This window comes from Romboutsia weinsteinii, from assembly GCF_002250835.2.
In the GTDB taxonomy this organism is placed as follows: Bacteria; Bacillota; Clostridia; order Peptostreptococcales; family Peptostreptococcaceae; genus Romboutsia_A; species Romboutsia_A weinsteinii.
Map to the genome: position 1 here is coordinate 72,234 of NZ_NOJY02000003.1, position 18,583 is coordinate 90,816.

Annotated in this window: 23 protein-coding genes; 5 read left to right on the top strand and 18 right to left on the bottom strand. The window is 29.4% G+C overall.

All coding sequences use genetic code 11. From position 1 onward, the window contains the following. Nucleotide 1: 1 nt before the first annotated feature. The 3 genes from murQ to CHL78_RS02395 form a co-directional block, all read right to left on the bottom strand. Nucleotides 2-907 (bottom strand): N-acetylmuramic acid 6-phosphate etherase, encoded by a 906-nt coding sequence (gene murQ / locus CHL78_RS02385; protein ID WP_330408565.1) that lies wholly within the window; start codon nucleotides 905-907, stop codon nucleotides 2-4. 201 nt (nucleotides 908-1,108) lie between these two features. After that, nucleotides 1,109-1,594 (bottom strand): HdeD family acid-resistance protein, encoded by a 486-nt coding sequence (locus CHL78_RS02390; protein ID WP_094369173.1) that lies wholly within the window; start codon nucleotides 1,592-1,594, stop codon nucleotides 1,109-1,111. An 83-nt stretch (nucleotides 1,595-1,677) separates the two neighbouring features. Beyond that, nucleotides 1,678-2,544, bottom strand: a complete 867-nt coding sequence (locus tag CHL78_RS02395) for a DUF4300 family protein (RefSeq protein WP_094369172.1) — start codon at nucleotides 2,542-2,544, stop codon at nucleotides 1,678-1,680. 337 nt (nucleotides 2,545-2,881) lie between these two features. Here CHL78_RS02395 and CHL78_RS02400 point away from each other — a divergent pair, with 337 nt between their 5' ends. Continuing rightward, the gene (locus tag CHL78_RS02400) at nucleotides 2,882-3,247 is read left to right on the top strand and encodes a hypothetical protein (RefSeq protein ID WP_094369171.1); all 366 of its coding nucleotides are present in this window, start codon (nucleotides 2,882-2,884) and stop codon (nucleotides 3,245-3,247) included. A 235-nt stretch (nucleotides 3,248-3,482) separates the two neighbouring features. On the opposite strand, the gene CHL78_RS02405 is transcribed toward CHL78_RS02400, so the two are convergent. The 5 genes from CHL78_RS02405 to CHL78_RS02425 form a co-directional block, all read right to left on the bottom strand. Further along, nucleotides 3,483-4,517, bottom strand: a complete 1,035-nt coding sequence (locus CHL78_RS02405) for a Gfo/Idh/MocA family protein (RefSeq protein WP_094369170.1) — start codon at nucleotides 4,515-4,517, stop codon at nucleotides 3,483-3,485. Next, on the bottom strand, nucleotides 4,496-5,425 hold the full coding sequence (locus tag CHL78_RS02410) for a DMT family transporter (RefSeq protein WP_094369169.1): 930 nt from the start codon (nucleotides 5,423-5,425) through the stop codon (nucleotides 4,496-4,498). The genes CHL78_RS02405 and CHL78_RS02410 overlap by 22 nt, the downstream gene beginning before the upstream one ends. Nucleotides 5,426-5,683: 258 nt before the next feature. Further along, nucleotides 5,684-6,406, bottom strand: coding sequence for a YebC/PmpR family DNA-binding transcriptional regulator (locus CHL78_RS02415; RefSeq protein WP_116041189.1), 723 nt, complete (start codon nucleotides 6,404-6,406; stop codon nucleotides 5,684-5,686). A gap of 133 nt (nucleotides 6,407-6,539) precedes the next feature. Continuing rightward, nucleotides 6,540-7,292 (bottom strand): NAD(+) synthase, encoded by a 753-nt coding sequence (nadE, locus tag CHL78_RS02420; RefSeq protein ID WP_199533974.1) that lies wholly within the window; start codon nucleotides 7,290-7,292, stop codon nucleotides 6,540-6,542. 143 nt (nucleotides 7,293-7,435) lie between these two features. After that, nucleotides 7,436-7,756: a cupin domain-containing protein gene (locus CHL78_RS02425; protein WP_094368154.1), complete on the bottom strand. Its 321-nt coding sequence runs from the start codon at nucleotides 7,754-7,756 to the stop codon at nucleotides 7,436-7,438. Between the two features lie 146 nt (nucleotides 7,757-7,902). Between CHL78_RS02425 and CHL78_RS02430 the strand changes: the two genes are divergently transcribed. Both CHL78_RS02430 and CHL78_RS02435 read left to right on the top strand, forming a co-directional pair. Then, complete coding sequence (locus CHL78_RS02430; protein WP_330408566.1) at nucleotides 7,903-8,307, top strand: sulfite exporter TauE/SafE family protein; 405 nt, start codon at nucleotides 7,903-7,905, stop codon at nucleotides 8,305-8,307. Then, nucleotides 8,307-8,675, top strand: coding sequence for a sulfite exporter TauE/SafE family protein (locus CHL78_RS02435; RefSeq protein WP_094368155.1), 369 nt, complete (start codon nucleotides 8,307-8,309; stop codon nucleotides 8,673-8,675). Before CHL78_RS02430 ends, CHL78_RS02435 begins: the two co-directional genes overlap by 1 nt. 82 nt (nucleotides 8,676-8,757) lie before the next feature. On the opposite strand, the gene CHL78_RS02440 is transcribed toward CHL78_RS02435, so the two are convergent. The 9 genes from CHL78_RS02440 to hflX form a co-directional block, all read right to left on the bottom strand. Beyond that, a complete protein-coding gene (locus tag CHL78_RS02440; RefSeq protein ID WP_094368156.1) occupies nucleotides 8,758-9,828 on the bottom strand; it encodes a helix-turn-helix domain-containing protein in 1,071 nt (356 codons plus the stop codon). A 148-nt stretch (nucleotides 9,829-9,976) separates the two neighbouring features. Next, entirely contained in the window at nucleotides 9,977-10,621 is a 645-nt protein-coding gene (locus CHL78_RS02445) for a YigZ family protein (RefSeq protein WP_094368157.1), read from the bottom strand. A gap of 177 nt (nucleotides 10,622-10,798) precedes the next feature. Beyond that, a complete protein-coding gene (locus tag CHL78_RS02450) occupies nucleotides 10,799-11,200 on the bottom strand; it encodes a PTS sugar transporter subunit IIA (protein ID WP_094368158.1) in 402 nt (133 codons plus the stop codon). A 10-nt stretch (nucleotides 11,201-11,210) separates the two neighbouring features. Next, nucleotides 11,211-12,059, bottom strand: a complete 849-nt coding sequence (locus CHL78_RS02455; RefSeq protein ID WP_330408567.1) for a PTS system mannose/fructose/sorbose family transporter subunit IID — start codon at nucleotides 12,057-12,059, stop codon at nucleotides 11,211-11,213. Next, nucleotides 12,049-12,816: a PTS mannose/fructose/sorbose/N-acetylgalactosamine transporter subunit IIC gene (locus tag CHL78_RS02460; RefSeq protein WP_094368159.1), complete on the bottom strand. Its 768-nt coding sequence runs from the start codon at nucleotides 12,814-12,816 to the stop codon at nucleotides 12,049-12,051. The genes CHL78_RS02455 and CHL78_RS02460 overlap by 11 nt, the downstream gene beginning before the upstream one ends. 13 nt (nucleotides 12,817-12,829) lie before the next feature. Then, entirely contained in the window at nucleotides 12,830-13,306 is a 477-nt protein-coding gene (gene agaB, locus CHL78_RS02465; protein WP_094368160.1) for a PTS galactosamine transporter subunit IIB, read from the bottom strand. A gap of 188 nt (nucleotides 13,307-13,494) precedes the next feature. Beyond that, nucleotides 13,495-13,944 carry an NUDIX domain-containing protein gene (locus CHL78_RS02470; RefSeq protein WP_094368161.1) on the bottom strand — a complete coding sequence of 150 codons (450 nt, stop codon included), beginning with the start codon at nucleotides 13,942-13,944 and terminating at the stop codon, nucleotides 13,495-13,497. 107 nt (nucleotides 13,945-14,051) lie between these two features. Beyond that, nucleotides 14,052-14,714 carry a HEAT repeat domain-containing protein gene (locus CHL78_RS02475; protein ID WP_094368162.1) on the bottom strand — a complete coding sequence of 221 codons (663 nt, stop codon included), beginning with the start codon at nucleotides 14,712-14,714 and terminating at the stop codon, nucleotides 14,052-14,054. An 8-nt stretch (nucleotides 14,715-14,722) separates the two neighbouring features. Beyond that, entirely contained in the window at nucleotides 14,723-16,018 is a 1,296-nt protein-coding gene (gene hflX, locus CHL78_RS02480; RefSeq protein ID WP_094368163.1) for a GTPase HflX, read from the bottom strand. Between the two features lie 146 nt (nucleotides 16,019-16,164). Here hflX and CHL78_RS02485 point away from each other — a divergent pair, with 146 nt between their 5' ends. Continuing rightward, nucleotides 16,165-16,428 carry a cysteine-rich small domain-containing protein gene (locus CHL78_RS02485; protein ID WP_094368164.1) on the top strand — a complete coding sequence of 88 codons (264 nt, stop codon included), beginning with the start codon at nucleotides 16,165-16,167 and terminating at the stop codon, nucleotides 16,426-16,428. Between the two features lie 119 nt (nucleotides 16,429-16,547). On the opposite strand, the gene CHL78_RS02490 is transcribed toward CHL78_RS02485, so the two are convergent. Further along, nucleotides 16,548-17,192: a TIGR01906 family membrane protein gene (locus CHL78_RS02490; RefSeq protein ID WP_094368165.1), complete on the bottom strand. Its 645-nt coding sequence runs from the start codon at nucleotides 17,190-17,192 to the stop codon at nucleotides 16,548-16,550. A gap of 316 nt (nucleotides 17,193-17,508) precedes the next feature. Between CHL78_RS02490 and CHL78_RS02495 the strand changes: the two genes are divergently transcribed. Continuing rightward, nucleotides 17,509-18,576, top strand: coding sequence for a glycosyltransferase family 4 protein (locus CHL78_RS02495; RefSeq protein WP_158540621.1), 1,068 nt, complete (start codon nucleotides 17,509-17,511; stop codon nucleotides 18,574-18,576). Nucleotides 18,577-18,583: the final 7 nt, after the last annotated feature.

The following is an 18,583-nucleotide window of genomic DNA, read 5'->3' on the forward strand; positions in this document are numbered from 1 at the left end:
CTTATAAGTTTATTGTTTCTAGCGAATTTGATATATGACCTTTTTTCTCATCTAAAACTTTTTGACTCTCTTCTTTTGATAATCCTGATAATTTCATAAATATTGCTAGTTTTACATTAAAATCTGTAGCTTTTAATAAATTAGTAGCTTCTTCCTTATTCACTCCAGTTGCTTCAACCACAATATTTTTTGCTCTTTCTACAAGCTTTTCATTAGTTGATTTTACATCTACCATTAGGTTTCCGTATACCTTGCCTAGCTTTATCATCGTTCCTGTAGATAACATATTTAAAACTAATTTTTGAGCTGTACCTGACTTCATTCTTGTTGAACCTGTTACAACCTCCGGTCCTACAACTGGTGCTATAGATATTTCTACAACCTTTGATAATTCAGAGTCTCCATTACAAGTTACAGATATTGTTCTTGCACCTATTTCTTTAGCATACTCTACTCCGCCTATAACATAAGGTGTTCTACCACTTGCAGCAAGACCGCATACTACGTCTTTTGGAGTTAATTTTATATTTACTAAATCTTCTTTACCAAATTCCTTAGAATCTTCAGCTCCCTCTTTAGCTTTTAATATAGCTTCAGATCCTCCAGCTATAAGACCTTGAACTAATTCATCCGATACCCCATAAGTAGGAGGACACTCAGATGCATCTAGTATTCCTAATCTTCCACTAGTTCCCGCTCCCATATATATAAGCCTTCCACCATTTGATAAAGCTTCATATATTACATCTATGGCTTTTGCTATATTTTCAGATTCTTTCTCTACTGCAAGAGCAACCTTTTGATCTTCTTGATTTATAAGTCTAACCATGTCTATAGTAGACATTTTATCTATATTTTTAGTATTTTCATTTCTTGTTTCAGTAGTTAAGCCTTTTAAATTTAACATTACTATCTCCTCCAACATTTTATGAATTGATTTTTAAGCATTGTAATATTATTACAACTTAATTATATTTTATATGTAATAAAATTACAATACTTTTTTTGAAATCGCTTTCAAATAGAATTAAATCGTAATTTTTCATTCTTTAAATACATAATAAAAAACGAACCCGGGTTGAGTTCGTTTCTATAAGTCATGTTTCAATTATTCACTTTTAATATTAAACCCTAAGTATATTTCAAATATTGCACTTACTATAAAGTAAACCCCTATAACATATGGTACTGACATAAAAGATATTATAGGATTAGCAAGTATTACAATACCTAGAATTATTAATGCAATACTATATAATGTCTGCATATTTAGTCCAAATGTTTTTTCCTTTATATAGATTATAAATAGATATATACCTCTAATTATAGACCATACCCCATAGAAAGATATAAATATATCTATACTTGAAACTGGCGAAAATATTAATATAATACCAAATAATATATTTATTATTCCCATAAATATATCTCTTGGCTTTTTAAACATTCCAACAACACCAAGTATTATAAACATCCATCCTGAAAAATTAGTAAGTGCCAAAAGAGATCCTAAAGGATTCATAAAAAATAAAAAACCTAATATCCCAAATATAATACCTTCTATTATAAATAATCTTTCTAAGTATTTTTCCATAAAACCACCCTTATTTGTAATATTTTACTAATAGGTTTTACTTACTTAGAAAAATTTATACATATATAAATTCATTTATATGCTTACTTCATTAATTCATTATTTTCCATGATTATAGGCTTTGATGAACCATCATCAGCTTCATTAATATCTAATCTATCCATTAGATACGATTTTAACTCTTCTCTATCTTTGAATTTAGATACTTGATATGGCGTACCTACTCCATATTTTTCAATAAATAATAATCCATTATTAGCTTCTACTAATATTCCTGTGTGACCAACAAAAACATTACTTGTTTCAGCATAATTTAAAAATACATTTATCATAGATACATTTTTATTCTCTACAAATGATATATTTCTCTTTTTCCACTCTGACTTTATAGCCTCTGCGTTCTTATTTATATCATTTGACTTCTCAACTGGTATAGCAGAATATAGATTCGTAAATTTATCAGTATCATCTTCGCCAATCTTAACTATAGGATTATTCTTTATTGTATCTAAATCCATTGCAAGATCAATATCATCACCCTCAAATTTCCCCTGAGACTTAATATAGTCTTTAAATAATATAAAAGATGTTAATCTACAGTTAATATCCATATAGTTATATCCCTTTTCTTGCCATATTGAAGCAATTTTTTCCTCATCATATGATGCTTGTTGCGATTTTATTGTTGTAAATCCATCTTTTGATGTTTTTAATTTTCCTACAGTAGCATTATAATCTTTTACATTACTTATAAAGTATTCTACTTGCTTTTTATCAATTTTATTTGCTATTAATATATCTTTAACTTCGTTTTGTGTTTTTTCATCTATTAAATTTGAATAAGTAAGTTCTACGTTATTTGACTTATCATTGTTTCCAGTACCACTATTTGTACAACCCGTAACTAATAGTGCTGCTGATAGCATACTACATATAATACGTTTTTTCATATCTATTTTCCTCCATCAGAAAGTTTATTTTACTTCTAAATTAATCGTCGACAACTGTATTATAGTCTATATAAAGCCCTGATTTCAATGGAGTTTTAGTTACATATTTGATATATAAATCACTAACTTTTAAATAATGTTTCTAAGTTGTAAAATTTCATGTACAAGTCAAGGAATTTATATACACTATGTAAGGTTTATAATTATAATTCTTTATTTTTGGTAATTTATTTATCAAAAGTTTATAAGTGCATTAATGTTTTATAATTAAATTGTAAGGTTAAATAAATATCACATAATAAACTAATAGATAAATAGAAATTTGAGGTGAAATACTATGGAAACATATACAAGAGAAGAATTGGTGGAAGCACTAAAAGTTGTATCTTCAAGTATCAGTAATTGTGAAAAAATACATCCAAAATTTGCGGAAGGTACCTCTCAGCACACACTCCTTAAGAACAGGATAAAAGCTTTGTATATTTCAAAATCATTAATAGCAGATGAGGATATTATGAACAAATATACAAAAGAAGAATTGATAGAATCACTAGCCCCTATATCTTCCATTATTAGCAAATGTGAAAAAGGACAGCAAAAATTTGAGGATGGTACCCCTTTTCATACCCGCTTTAAGAAAATAATAAATGCTATGTATATTTCAAAATCACTGATAACAGATGAAATTAGTAAAAGAGGTTAATTTCTAACCTTCGGCTGATATTATATTTCAAAAAACTCTATCTTAGTGTATATTTCAACAACTATGATAGAGTTTTATATATATCATTAGAGTTTAGCAATGACAAGTTAGAATTTCCTGTTGAAAAATTAATAAAACCATAGCCATTAAAATGTATTATTTATGAAAAGATAAAAAAGATACTAAATCATTATGATGAAATTTAAAAATTCTCTAGAATAAAATACCGAATTTATTATGCGAAAGATATATCTAAATTATCTACTAGTGATACTATTTGAATTTCATCTGAAGACTTTTTTAGTCCTTCAATAATCTTTATTGTATTTAAAGACGTAGACCCATTAGAAATAGGTGAGCCTCCTTTTTCTAGACATCTTATTATATCTTCTATAGCATCAACCATTCTTTCATTTTTATTAATTTGGGGCTTGTTTTCAACTAACTGTAACGATTGATAATTAGTTCCAGCAGAATTATTATCTCTGGAGTACTTATATATATCAAAATCCTTACCATTATTGTAAATCTTTATACGCCCTTCTTCTCCTAATATATCTAGTTCATACATGTATCTATATTGTGAAGTACTAGTAGCTTTTATAAATCCTATTATATTTGATTTAAACTTAACAATTCCTATTCCTCCATGGTCTTCTACTCCATGAGCAACTCTTATGAAGTCATTTTGCTTTGTACCTACTACCCACTCAGGAGACCCTGCAAAAAAACACATCATATCTATTAAGTGGCTCGCACTTGTGTGCAAAGCTGTATCTCCATACCCTACTATACTATAGATATCTCCAATAGCCTTATTCTCTATTAATTTCTTTATAGTTATATTTAGGTTATCCCATCTTAGTATATGATTTACAGCAAGAACAACATTATTATCTTCGCATAATTTTATTATTTTTTTAGCATCTTCAACAGAGTTACATAATGTTTTTTCACAAAATATCGCCTTTACTCCACAGCTGACACATTTTTTTATAATATCATAATGAGATGATATGGGTGTGCATATACTTACTATATCAAATTTATTATAATCTAACATTTTATTATAATCACTATATCCCAACTTAATATTGCAATCATTTTTTACTTCTTCAACGACATCACTTGATATATCACAAATAGCTTTTATCTCAATATTTTCAAATGTTTTATAAGCACCAATATGAGACCATATTATATCTCTATTTGGATCCTTATCAATACTATATGCAATTTGGCCTAACCCTACGATTCCAACGGTATACATTGGCATTCCTCCTTAGGGTCTTTCTTTTTTAAAGCCACAATGCATCCAATAATTACAACAATAGCCCCTATACCTTGTATCAAATTAATTTTTTCATTTAATGCAAAATATCCTACAATCGCAGTAGAAACAGGTATTATTAATTGTATAATATTAAAAACAACTACTCCCTGTTTTTGAAGAATATAAAATGCCATTAACATTCCTGTAAGCATTCCATACATTCCTGCTAAACTTAATCCAGTAAGCATACCTGTTGATACAGCTTTCAACTCTAATATTTTTCCAGTAGAGATAGCTATAACTAAAAATACAATTCCCGATAAAGTAGCTGTAGATGCGCTTATTACTACTGAATGTAATTTTTTTGAAACATTTTTTACAACTAAATTTTGAATTGATTGAATAAAAATCGCTGCTGCTAAAAATAAAGATCCTTTTAAAAAGTCAGAACTTTCACCATTTCCGCCAGCATTTATAACAAAAATTAATGATCCTGTTATTGCAATTAAACTCCCTATATAAAATCTCTTTTGCTTTACTCTATCTCTTTCATCTTTAAAGAAAATAGCTGCCATACTTATTGCTAATGGCATAGCTAATATACTAAAAATACTTCCAGTTAAAGCTGATGTATATTTTAATCCAGTTATAAAACAATACATATTTCCAGTCATAAACCCAGCTAATATCAGTAGCTTGAAAATTAGTTTTGGTTCTTCTACTATCTTTTTTAATTCATCTCTAAACTTGAATAAACAGATAATAAGTATAAGTATTCCCCCTGATAAAAACCTAACTGCATTATTATTAATAGTATCAAAATTCATACTCATATAACGCATTATCGGAAATCCAAATCCCATAAGCACTATATATGATAGTCCCAATTTTTGATTATTTTTCATATAATCCCCCTTTTTTAAAAATTTATTTCACATTCAATATAATCCTAGCAGAATAAAATCCTTACATCAACTTATTTCCACATATTTATGAAATTTTATTGCATTTTTTTGATTATTAGTTTTTTCTATAACTTTTGGTGTTTATCCGCTTTTAATATATTGACTGTATACATACAAAAAACACCTCTAAACCACTTATATGGATTACTTCCATATATCGTAGTCTAGAGGTGTTTACATATACCTTAACCAAAGAAATTATTCAGCTATTTCCCAGTTGTGGTACACATTTTGAACATCATCATCATCTTCAAGCATATCAACTAATCTATTCATAAACTTTAAGTGTTCTTCAGTAGTTAACTCTGTAGTAGTTTGAGGTATTAACTTAACGCTTGCTGATATAAACTCATATCCTTTAGCTGCTAACTCATCTCTTACTGCCTGGAAATCTTCAGGAGTTGTTATTACTTCATATCCATCTTCTTCAGTTATGAAATCTTCTGCTCCTGCTTCTAAAGCAACATCCATTAATTCTTCTTCAGATACTTCATCAGAAGCTTCTATTAATATTTGTCCTTTGTTATCGAACATGAATGATACACATCCACTAGTTCCTAAGTTACCACCATTCTTATCGAAGAAGTATCTTACGTTACCAGCAGTTCTGTTTTTGTTATCAGTTAAAGTCTCAACTATAACTGCAACTCCACCTGGTCCGTATCCTTCATAAACTATTGTTTCATAGTTTTCGTTAGCTCCAGCACCTGCTCCTTTAGCTACTGCTCTATCTATGTTGTCATTTGGCATATTGTCAGCCTTAGCTTTGTCTATTGCCGCTTTAAGTGCTGCATTGTATTCTGGAGATGCTCCACCTTCCTTAGCTGCAACTGCTATTGCTCTTGCATGCTTAGTGAATACCTTAGCTCTTTGTGCATCTTGTTTACCTTTTTTGTTTATTATGTTTCCTATACGTCCCATAATTCCACTCCTTAATACGTGTAATTTATCTTTCTATATAGGTATATAATTACCTTATATACTCAACTTTTTAATTTATATTAACTAAATTTTACTACTCGTAAATTTTAGCATAAATTTTGCATTTAGTAAATTAGAACTTAGGAGGTGCAGGAGCAGTTTCTCTCTTATGCTGACTTATTCTATGAAGCCTTGCTATTATCTCCTGGTCTTTTTGAGGAACCTCATCTAATCTACCTTCTACTACTGCATCTATCATATCATATGTAGTACCCATTTCAGCCTCATCAGTTTGTCCTTCCCATAGACCTGCTGAAGGTGCTTTGTTTATTACATCTTCATGTACTCCTAGAACTTTAGCCCATTCATATACTTCTCTTTTTGTTATATTTGCAATAGGTATTAAATCTACTCCCCCATCTCCATATTTAGTGAAATATCCAGTATGTACTTCTGCTGCATTGTCCGTTCCAACAACTAAGTATCCTAAATTATTTGCTACAGTATAAACAGTACTCATTCTAACTCTTGCCCTTAAGTTTGCATCACTTATCTTTTGGTTATTTTCATTGTATAAATCATTATCTTTTAATCCAGCTACAACTGTATCTAATATAGATGTTTGCTCTTTTGTAAGATCTAAATCTAAATATTTTATCCCACATCCATTAATAACTTTAAGTGCATCTTCTCTATCTTGAGGGTTGCTTTTTATACTCATTATAACTCCTACAGAATTATCTGGAAAAGCCTTCTTAATTAAGTAACAAACAACAGCAGAATCTATTCCACCAGATACTCCTACTACTAAACCATTACAGTTTGCTTCTTTAACTTTTTCCCTTAACCAATCTACGGTTTTATCTATCTTCATGTTTATATCCATTATTTGTATCTCCTCTCATTTTTTTCTATTTTATACTTTATTATATCATATATTTAACAATCTAAGATGTGTACTTACATATATAAAGAATTTAGTACAAAAAAATCCATCTACACTTTTAAACCAAGCATAGATGGATTTTTTTATGAAAGGCTTTGAGATATAGTAACTAATATTTTACTACACTCCCTTGCAATAACATTATGCTCTACCCTAGCATCAAAAGGTAAAAAATCTCCAGCTTCTAGCACAAATTTTTCCCCTGTTAAAAACTCCATATCTACTATTCCACTAACAACTTGTATTGATGCATATCCATTGTGAGAGTGATTTGGTAACCCCTTACCTTCTTCAAATTTAAAATATATTGTTTTAAATTTCTCATTCTGAGCTAGAAATTCTCTTTCTGACTCTATTTTATTAATATTTATTGGGTCAAACGTAAAGTTATCTACATGAGACATAATTATTTCTCCTTAAATAAAATTAATTAAATTATCTACCATAATATTTGATTTTAGTATTCCCTATTGGCTAAATTTTCATAAGTTACTAGTTTGATAAATATATTTTTCTCTTTTGTAAAAACTAAAGTGAGAGGGTGATTAATTTGAAAAATAAGCAAAATAATTTTGATTTTAAATATGTATCAAAACATTCATTTAAAGATTTTATAACTAATACATTAATAGGTTCTTTTACAGGATTTATAAATGGTCTATTTGGGTCTGGCGGAGGTACCCTTCTTGTACCCATATTAAATAATATTGTAAAAATAGAAGAGCATAAATCTCATGCCACAGCTCTTGCAATAATAGTATTTTTAACTACTGCAAGTTCTGCTGTATATATATCTAGAGGTACTTATGATATAGGTATTACGTGGCAAGTTGCATGTGGAAGTATCATTGGTGGTGTGGTTGGTGCTAAGCTACTCAGTAAGGTAACGGGTACATGTCTTAGAATTTCATTTGGAATAATTATGATTGTAGCAGCTTTAAGGATGGTGTTTTAATGTTATTTGCTATTATTGGATTTTTTGCAGGAATAATCGGAGGTATGGGAATGGGTGGTGGAACTATTCTTATCCCAGCACTAATATTATTTACAGGAGTTGACCCTAAAATAGCCCAAAGCGTTAACTTGATTTCATCTATACCGATGACTATTATAGCCTTATATATACATATCAAAAATAAAAATGTAGTCTTAAAACTTGTTGTTCCTATCGCATTATTTGGAGTACTCGGAGCTATCGTTGGATCTTTTGTTGCCAATGATTTATCTTCTGATGTTCTAAGAAAGGTATTTGGACTATTTTTACTACTAGTTGGAGGATATGAAATAAAAAAAGGTATATGTCCTCCTAAAAATAAGGATTAATTGCATAATAAAAGGCATCTTAACTTTTTAAAATGCCTTTTTATATTGCTTATATAATTATGTAAACAATATAATATAGTGTTTACTCGCTTAATCTTTTAATAATAGATTTATATCTATCATCTTCTCTTAAGAAATCATATACCTCATCTAACTCCATTCCCATTTTTATTATCTGCATCATATATTCTTTTGATTGCATTGATTTTGGAAATTCAAGAGTATTAAACATCTTATTGTCGTATATAGACTTATCATTATCCATAAGCTTTTCTACTGCATCAATATATTCTTCATAGTAATCTAATGCTTTTTCTAAATCTTTCTCTTTAGCATAAATTCTAGAAAGTGATGCACTATTTGTACCTAAACTTATATCCTCAATATTAAACAATTTTATAAGATTTCTTTGAGTAAATAAAAGCTCCTTTGCATAATCCATCTTATTTTCTCTTACACTTATATTAGAAAAGCTATCTAAAAACAATTTTATTCTATTTATACTCATTAGCATATTACCTTGAAGTATTTTTTTTGCTTCATCATATCTTTCTTGTTTTATATACAACGGAACTAACATATCATCTCTATTTATGACTTTGTTTGGAACAAGTAGTAATGCTTCCTCTGATTTATCATCTTCTCCTATCATAGAGTATAATGAACTTAAAACATAGTTAGACCCTTCACTTATCTCAACATCATCACTAAGTGCTGATTGCTCAATTAATTCTATTGCCTTTTTTGCAAAATCTTGCATTCCTTCCTCAGTTTTAGCCTTTGATAGATACGTCATATATAAAGAACCTATCCTAAATTTTAAAAAGTGACTATTAGGATACTTCTGTATATAGTCATTACAAGCCTTGATTGCATCCTCTAAATCTTCAGTTTCAAATAATTTAGCACACTCTGCTGCAATTTCCATAACTTCTTCCTTAGTTATTTCCATTTCAAATCTTAGCAAACTATCTATACTAGTGTTGAAATATCTAGCAATAGATGGAAGTAAGCTAATATCTGGATAAGCATTTTTACTTTCCCACTTAGAAACAGCTGCTGTTGATACTCCTACAGCTTTGGCAAGTTGTTCCTGAGTAATTCCATTTTCTTTTCTTAATTTATATATAACTTCACCAATAGGTAATTTCATACTTAATACCCCTTCTTAATTTGTATTTATAAGGCCTTATACTATAGATTATATCTGTGAATTCTTATCCCTACAATGGACACATAATTAAGTATTGGTTATAATTTCTTAACTACTGGTTAAGTTTATTTATAATATTATTTTATATCTATAATATTAACTGCCCTTCTTTTTCAGATAAATAGAATTCTTCACCTAAAATAATATCAGCAGTTGCACTAGTTATATCCGTCATCTTAGCTATTAAATCATCTTTTTCTTCTATTCTTGAATAAACAACTATTTGCACATTTTCTTCATAAATAGTGTCCTTAATAAAGTACCCCATATTCATTATCTCATTTTGCACCTTGCCAAGTTGATTATAATCTATACCAATTTTAACCTCTTGATACATTATCTTTTCAATAACTTTACCTGCTTCTAGACCTATTTTCGCTCCCTTTGTGTAAGCTCTAACTAAGCCCCCAGCACCTAGTTTTATACCGCCAAAATATCTAGTAACAACAACTACTACATCTCTTAAATCTTCCTTTTTTATAACTTCTAATGTTGGTATACCAGCTGTTCCTTGCGGTTCTCCATCATCACTATACCTTTGTATATTCATATTTTTACCAACTGTATATGCCCATACGTTATGTGTTGCATCCTTATGTTTTTTCTTTATCTCATTTACAAATTCTACAGCCTCTTCTTCTGTTTTTATTGGTTTTGCATATCCTATAAAAGTTGATTTTTCTATAATTATTTCATCTTGTCCATATTCATGTAAAGTTTTGTATCCGCTCATTTCCTACCTCCTACTACCTTATCTATTACTTATGTAAAATTTATCTATTAAATAATAATCCTCTTATACTAACGTATCACTTACTTATATAAAATACACAAACTTATAAAATTATTATAGCCAATAAATATTTTAAATACAATAAAGGAGTGGCATTTATCATGCCACTCCTATTTTTTAGATTCCATCATCTGCAAATGTAACTGTTTTAGCTTGCGGTCTAATACTATTTATACCTGCATCCTTAATACCATCACAATCAATGTCGCATCCTAAAGATAACATCATTGTAGATTCTACAAGCATAGGTAGATTAGTTCCGCAAAATACTTCTATATTATCATAATCTAGTGTTAATTCACTACTTACCTTAAATGGAGTACCACCAGCTAAGTCTGTGAATATATAAACCTTTTTATCAGTTTCTCTTACTAGACTTCTTATTTCTTCTTTTAAACTCTCTGGAGATTTTTCCTCAGTAAAATCTATAGGGTTAACAAAGTTATATTCGCCAACTATTAGGTTTAGGCTAGTTTTAAGTCCAGTCCCAAACTTTCCATGTCCTGTTATTATAATCATTAGTATCCTCCTAGAATTTAAATACTCCTATAAATGCTCCTATTAATCCAATTAATACTAATACTAATATATTTACTAATGGAGAAACATTCTTCTTAACTAACCCATACATACCAAATGTTACTGCAAGTGGTAATACACAAGGCATTATAGAATCTAATATTTTTTGTAAATCTATAGTTCCAGACATACTTAAAGATTCCGGAGTAACTAAAGTAATACTTACATATGAAGCTATTAACGCACCTGCTACTATCATACCAAGTACTGTAGCTGCTCTAGTAAATTCTTTAGCATTTTTAGTAAGTTTAGATATTCCTTCAACCCCTACTTTATATGACCAATGCATTAAACCAAATCTTAGCCCTAAATGAACAACGTTGAATAATACAAAGAATATGATTGGACCTAATATACTACCTTGAAGAGAAAGGTTTGCCCCAATACCTGCTGATATTGGCAATAATGTAAACCAGAATATAGCATCCCCTATACCACCTAAAGGTCCCATTGCCGCAACTCTTAGTGCACGTATAGTTTGAACATCAGATTTCTTTTGCTCAAGCGATAATATTATACCCATAACAAATGTTATTAAGAATGGATGACAGTTGAAAAATTCTAAGTTGTGCTTCATTGATGTGCTTAAATCTTCTTTGTTTTTGTGTATTTTTTTAAGTCCTGGAAGTATAGAATATAGCCATCCACCAGCTTGCATTCTTTCATAGTTAAATGATGCCTGTAAGAACATTGATCTCCAAGCCATTTTATTTAATGTTTTATTATCAAGAGTTTCCCCTTCAGTCTTATCTATATACTCTTTTTGACCTCTCATCATTGTTTCTGTATTAGATGCCATCGCTCATACCTCCTCCTGTATTTTTAGTTTTCATACTTACATGGAAGTCATAGATTGCTGCAGCTATACCAACCATAGCTATAGCTAAAAGTGGTAATTTTCCATATGCTACTAATACAAATCCTAATATCATAAATATTGCATATTCTTTACTTAACATAACTTTAAGTAACATTGCAAATCCTAATGCTGGCATCATCTTTCCTGCAGCTGTTAATCCATCCCAAACCCATAGAGGTAATATCTCTGTTAACTTTTGACCTATTGCTTGACCTGCCAATAATCCAGCTAAAACTATTAAAGCAAAAGATACTGCTAATATTCCCATTGCCATATAGTTTACCTTATCTATACCTTTAGGATTAGCATTATCAGCTGCTTTGTCGCATAGACCCATTAATGGTGACATTACTGTAAATAAAAGTGTAACTGCATATTGGCCAAGTAATGCAAATGGTATTGCAAGTGGTAATGCAGCAGAAGTATCAAGACCTGATTGTATTGCAAACACTGTTGCCATTATTCCACCTATAACAGCATTTGGTGGTTGTGCTCCACCTACTGGCATTGCACCTATCATCATAAGTTCATAAGAACCACCAACTATAAGACCTGTTTGTAAATCCCCCATGATAGCTCCAATTATTGGTCCAACTACTATCGGTCTATATAACGACTCTAAGAAGTTGAATTGATCTACGGCAGCTATCATTGTTACTATTAGAATAAGAACAATTTGTATGACGTTTAAATCCATAAAATTTACCCCCTTATTTGAATAATTCTTCTATATTCTCAGCAGACTCACTTGGAACTCTCCTGATTTCTAGCTCTACCCCTAATTCTCTAAGACGTCTAAATGCATTTACGTCATCACTATCTACACAAACCGCTTTTGATACTTGTCTTTTACCTTCTGCCATATGCATATTTCCTATATTAACTTTTTTTATAGGTACTCCCCCCTCAACTAACTTAACTACATCTTGAGGATTTTCACATATTATTGCAATATGTTGTGACTCACTTGCTCTCCCTATAATGTTTATTGTTTTTTCTATTGAAAAATACCTTGTTTGTGCAAAACTTGGTGCTGCCATATCCATAAGCCCTTGTCTAAAATCATTTGTAGAAACTTCATCATTTGCGACTAATAATAGGTTAGCTCCAACACTAGAAGACCACATTGTCGCTACCTGTCCATGAATAAGTCTGTTATCAATTCTTGTTAATACTATATTTGGCATAATCTCCACCCCTTATAAATTACTAAATTTTGTTACTATGTATTTGTTAATTAAAGTATAGTCCATTTCATCTTAGGCTGTTTATCATTTTATATTTCGTATTTGTCTTTTTGTATTTTAACTTTAATTTCTTTTTATAATAAATATATAAAAAAAAGAAAGGGAATATTCCCTTTCTTTTTATATATTTATTTACAATTTACAGCCAGGCTTTGATCCTCTGAGCCTTTTTTCTTAATTTCTTTATATTTTTTATAAGATAGTTCAACCAATGATTTTTCTTTACTGTGTGTAAGCATTTCTACTGCTTCCTTAACTTTAAAGAATCCACCCTCTTTAAACTCATCCTTAAGTATGTATTTCGATTCATTAGATTCCATAATATACCAAACAACAGCATTACATACTTCTTGTTGTCTACTTCTTGAGTAGAACTCATACATAGTATCTCCTGCTACATCTAGTACCTTAGCAATTGCACCTGTTTCTTCTGCTACTCTTTTTACTGCACTATCAACTGGTAAACCATTTTCATATATTTTACCTTTTGGAAGTGTCCATTCATTTCTATCATTTTTTAATATAAGTACTTTATTAGCATAAAATACTACACCACCTGCACAATGTCTCACTATCATTTTAAACCCCTCCTATTAACTGTTTTTTTATGTTAACTTCTGGAGAAACATACTCTGCCAATAACTTGTTTTGTTAATTATATGTTAACATTAAAGCTATTATGTTATTAATCTTCTTTTTCTAGTATGTCAATGGCTTCATCGTAAGCTCTTAATACATAGTCTTTTTCAAACTGCTTTTTGTTCTTTAATTGCTTTAACATTTTTAAGCTGTTTTTATTTCCTATTTTCGCCAGTGCCTTTGCACAGTATTGACGTGTTTGTGCATTAGTGTCGTATAAACCTCTCTGCAAATACTCTCTACTACTTGGTGATTGTATCTTTCGAAGTGCTGAATAAGTTACTCTTCTTACACCAGAGTGCCTATGTCCAGTTAAGGTATGTAGTAAATTTAAGAATTTGTCTTCTTTAAGCTCTCCAGTTACCCAGATTAAAGTAATTAAATCTTCAGCATTTCGCTCTGTGATAATTCTTTTATAAAGCTTTCTCTTAAAATCTACCATCCTTTCTGCATCTAAGCCTACAATAAAATCTAATCTTTTTTGTTTATCAAGCTCTAAAAACCTATCTAGGACATCTTTAGATAACTCTAACTTGTCTTTTAACATAGACTTTATTTCAAGCTTTGCCCTTATTAATTGATCATTTACTTCTGAGACTGATAAATTTCTTATCTTGCTTATTTGAGATACTGTTTTAGATTCTTTGTATAAAAGATAGGTTATAAAGTAATCTTCTAAAGAGTCAATATTGTCCCAGGTTATATTCATATTATTACCTACTTATCCAATATATACTCTTTATATATATTATAGTCTTCTTCATCTAAATTTACATCAACCGTTATTCCACTTTCCCCATATTCAAAATTATCTACGTTATATTTATCCTTAACCTTACTAAATATATCTCCTCTTTCATAAGGTAGTGAAAGTGTTACTGAATAAGTATTTTCCATTAACGCCTCTTCAATCATATGAATTAATTTATCCATATTTATACCTTTTTTAGCTGATATATAAACTGCATCTCCTTGGTTTTTCGGATATATATCTAGTTCTAGTCTATCAATCTTGTTATATACAAGTATAGTAGGCTTTTGATCTGCCTTTAGCTCCTTAAGTACCTTTTCAGTAGTATTCTTTTGTAATTCATAGCTATCATTAGTAGCATCAATTACATGTATAATTAAATCTGCATACTGAACCTCTTCTAAGGTTGCTTTAAAAGCTTCTACTAAATCATGGGGAAGTTTACTAACAAATCCAACAGTATCTACTACTAAAAATTCTTTTTTATTTGGTAGTAGGGCTTTTCTAAGAGTTACATCAAGCGTTGCAAATAGCATATCTTTTGCAAGCACTTCTTTTGCTTGCTCATAATCTTTATGTGTCTTTATTAATTCGTTAAGTAAAGTTGATTTTCCTGCATTTGTATAACCTACAAGGGCAACTATCGGTATATTAGACTTTAAACGTTGAGTTCTTTGAGTCTCTCTATTTTTCTTAACATCTCTAAGCTCACGTCTTATATCAGCAGCTTTATTAAGTATATGTCTCTTATCTACTTCTAACTTTTGTTCACCTGGCCCTCTTGTACCTATACCAGCACCAGTTCTACTCATTGCTCCACCCATTCCGTATAGTCTAGGAAGTCTATACTTTAACTGAGCAAGCTCAACTTGAAGCTTACCTTCTCTACTTAGAGCTCTCTGTGCAAATATATCTAATATTAGAGTAGTTCTATCAATAACTTTTACTCCAACTATTTCTTCAATATTTCTTATCTGAGCTCCTGATAGCTCATCGTTAAATACTACTAAAGTAGCTTCTAAAGAATCACAATATGCTCTTATTTCATCTACCTTACCTTTACCTATAAATAATGCAGCATCTCTAGTCTGCTTATTTTGTATAAGACTTCCAACTACCTCTGCTCCAGCAGCTTTAGCTAATTCTTTTAGTTCGTCCATAGATTCATTTATATCTATATCATCAATTCTTCTTGCTGTCGACGTTATATTAAGTCCTACAAGCAATGCTTTTTCTATTACTTTGTCGTTGTTTTCTTGCATTCTTACACCTCATTTTCGATATGGTTTATTATTATCTATTTATTATACCACTAACTTTATATTCTCACCCATACGCAAATTTATCAATACCTAAATTGTAAAAATTTAGTATAATCATAGTATGACCAAATCTAGGAGGAAATAAAATGAGTGATAATTATAAATTTTTCAATCATAAAAATTGCGAATATTTTCCATGCCACAAGACAAGTAAGCCCGAAGAGTTTAATTGTCTATTCTGCTACTGCCCTTTATATGCTTTAGGTAAAAACTGTGGCGGTAATTTTAAATATAGTGAAAGTGGTATAAAGGATTGCTCTAGTTGTATGTTACCTCATAATAAGAAAAATTATGAATATATTATGAGTAAGTTTCAAGATATAGTTAAGGTGGCTAGTAAAGAAGATTAATAGATCACTTATACAAATACCCTCTATTTCATAGCTGATGAGATAGAGGGTATTTTTTAGCATAAAATCAGGTTATGTACTATATTAGCTAAAGACTAGGCTTATTCCTTTACTAGTACTTAATGATTAAGTTTAAATGTATTTGCTTTTAAATATTTATATATCGCGTATATTATAATGCTAGAAATAAATATCAATACAAGTATCATAATACCAGCATGTAAGAAAAACTCCTGAGGTAATATATTTATAACAGGATCAAGCATTGGGTCAAATATCCAATAATCATTATCGAATAATAGCTCATGGAATATTACAAAACTTTTATCAAAATTTATTAGTATTGGTATGGCTAAAGTTATTGGTAATATAATTAATGTTCTTGATGTCCACTTTAATATCTCTATATTTTTATCTTTCATACTTACAAATGCTCCAACTATACAAACAATAATACATACTATAAATAACTTAATTACATTTTGAACAATTTCTCTTACCTCTTCAAAATGAATTTTCCCTTGTGGCGAAGATTTTATAGTAGGCATCTCGAATTCACCAGATACCTTGCCAAGGTTGTAATCTATAAGATAGTCATAATTAAGCTTTATTTCTTCTTCACTAATATTTGTGATTTCAGGTATATGTAAGTAATCTATATCAAAATAATAAAGCTCTTTAAATCCCACAGTAAATCTAATTATACCCCCGATAATTAATAAGCTAAAAAATATAGAAAAAACTACATTTTTAAAAATCCTCAATATACTTCACCTTCTTCTCTAATAATTAATTATTTATTCTACCTTATCCTATAATATAAATCTATAAATAATATTAAATTCTTTAATTATAACATTTCGGAGGAAAGCAATACAATATATTCTCAGGTATAACGCACTGTAGACCTTATTGCCAAAAGTATCAGCCCCTTATCGCACTAAGAATTGGTATATACATGCTTGTTAAATAGTAAATATTAATGGATACGAAAAGTACAGATAAATATTTTCAAAGGAATGTTTAATACTTTTATGACTAGCTTATAAATTAAGATTAGGTATGAGAAAGGAGATTATAATGAAAAAGTTTGCTCTTTATATGTCAGATATTGATAATTATCATCTCACTAAAGATGTAGGACTAATCCCCTTTATAATGCAAAAATATTATGGATTTGATTCCTGTATATTAATACCAGAAAATAATAAGCAATATACAGATAATGATAAGTATTTAGAAAATCTAAAAATAATTAAGTTTGAAGATAACAATAAGCTATTAAATTATCTTAAAGAAGTCGATGTTCTTATGGTTATAGGTATCTATGATTTTAATATATCAATTATAAATTCATATAAATATTTTAATCCAAATGGAAAAGTATATTTAAAATTAGATGCTAATCTATACTGGTTAAATGAATTAAATTCTAGTATTACCGAAGATACTTTAAATACTTTAAAAAAATGTGACTTAATAACTTGTGAAAGTAGAAAAATACAATACTTTATAAAGTCACATTGGGACTTGAGTTCAGATCTAATGCTAAACGGATACTATGAGTTTGTCGATGATACTTTTATTACTTACGAAGAAAAAGAAAATATAATATTATTTGTAGGTAGAATAGGATCATATCAAAAATCAATAGATATTTTACTAAATGCATTTAAAAATATAGAAAGTAAAATCCCAAACTGGAAGATAGAGCTAATAGGAAATATGGAGGAAGGTTTTATACGTTTTATATATAATTATTTTAATGAAAATCCTCATCTTATGGAGAGGGCAATAATTACAAATTACTTAGATAAAAAAGAATTGAAACAAAAGTATAAAAGGTCAAAGGTGTTTTGTCTAACATCCATATGGGAAGGCTGTCCAAATGTATTTGCTGAGGCCATCTCTAATGGTTGCTATTTAATAACATCAGATGTAACCAGCGCTATTGAAATGATTGATTATGGTAACTATGGTAGGATATTTCCCGTTAAAAATACCACAGAGCTAGAGAATGAGTTAATTAGAGTCTGTAATGATAATAAACTTTTACAAAATAATTGTGAAGCATCTCAAATATACTCTAGAAATAATTTATGTTGGATAAATCTATGTGGAATTATTAATAACAAGTTAGCATTATAAAATAAGT

Bases quoted from the DNA above. Each gene is read 5' to 3' on its own strand.
- CHL78_RS02485 (WP_094368164.1), top strand. From the start codon at position 16,165: ATGAGTGATAATTATAAATTTTTCAATCATAAAAATTGCGAATATTTT.
- CHL78_RS02470 (WP_094368161.1), bottom strand. From the start codon at position 13,944: ATGATAGTGAGACATTGTGCAGGTGGTGTAGTATTTTATGCTAATAAA.
- CHL78_RS02405 (WP_094369170.1), bottom strand. From the start codon at position 4,517: ATGTATACCGTTGGAATCGTAGGGTTAGGCCAAATTGCATATAGTATT.
- CHL78_RS02425 (WP_094368154.1), bottom strand. From the start codon at position 7,756: ATGTCTCATGTAGATAACTTTACGTTTGACCCAATAAATATTAATAAA.
- CHL78_RS02495 (WP_158540621.1), top strand. From the start codon at position 17,509: ATGAAAAAGTTTGCTCTTTATATGTCAGATATTGATAATTATCATCTC.
- CHL78_RS02415 (WP_116041189.1), bottom strand. From the start codon at position 6,406: ATGGGACGTATAGGAAACATAATAAACAAAAAAGGTAAACAAGATGCA.
- agaB (WP_094368160.1), bottom strand. From the start codon at position 13,306: ATGCCAAATATAGTATTAACAAGAATTGATAACAGACTTATTCATGGA.
- nadE (WP_199533974.1), bottom strand. From the start codon at position 7,292: ATGGATATAAACATGAAGATAGATAAAACCGTAGATTGGTTAAGGGAA.
- CHL78_RS02475 (WP_094368162.1), bottom strand. From the start codon at position 14,714: ATGAATATAACCTGGGACAATATTGACTCTTTAGAAGATTACTTTATA.
- CHL78_RS02455 (WP_330408567.1), bottom strand. From the start codon at position 12,059: ATGGCATCTAATACAGAAACAATGATGAGAGGTCAAAAAGAGTATATA.
- CHL78_RS02410 (WP_094369169.1), bottom strand. From the start codon at position 5,425: ATGAAAAATAATCAAAAATTGGGACTATCATATATAGTGCTTATGGGA.
- murQ (WP_330408565.1), bottom strand. From the start codon at position 907: ATGTTAAATTTAAAAGGCTTAACTACTGAAACAAGAAATGAAAATACT.
- hflX (WP_094368163.1), bottom strand. From the start codon at position 16,018: ATGCAAGAAAACAACGACAAAGTAATAGAAAAAGCATTGCTTGTAGGA.
- CHL78_RS02435 (WP_094368155.1), top strand. From the start codon at position 8,307: ATGTTATTTGCTATTATTGGATTTTTTGCAGGAATAATCGGAGGTATG.
- CHL78_RS02440 (WP_094368156.1), bottom strand. From the start codon at position 9,828: ATGAAATTACCTATTGGTGAAGTTATATATAAATTAAGAAAAGAAAAT.
- CHL78_RS02395 (WP_094369172.1), bottom strand. From the start codon at position 2,544: ATGAAAAAACGTATTATATGTAGTATGCTATCAGCAGCACTATTAGTT.
- CHL78_RS02450 (WP_094368158.1), bottom strand. From the start codon at position 11,200: ATGATTATAATAACAGGACATGGAAAGTTTGGGACTGGACTTAAAACT.
- CHL78_RS02445 (WP_094368157.1), bottom strand. From the start codon at position 10,621: ATGAGCGGATACAAAACTTTACATGAATATGGACAAGATGAAATAATT.
- CHL78_RS02460 (WP_094368159.1), bottom strand. From the start codon at position 12,816: ATGGATTTAAACGTCATACAAATTGTTCTTATTCTAATAGTAACAATG.
- CHL78_RS02400 (WP_094369171.1), top strand. From the start codon at position 2,882: ATGGAAACATATACAAGAGAAGAATTGGTGGAAGCACTAAAAGTTGTA.
- CHL78_RS02390 (WP_094369173.1), bottom strand. From the start codon at position 1,594: ATGGAAAAATACTTAGAAAGATTATTTATAATAGAAGGTATTATATTT.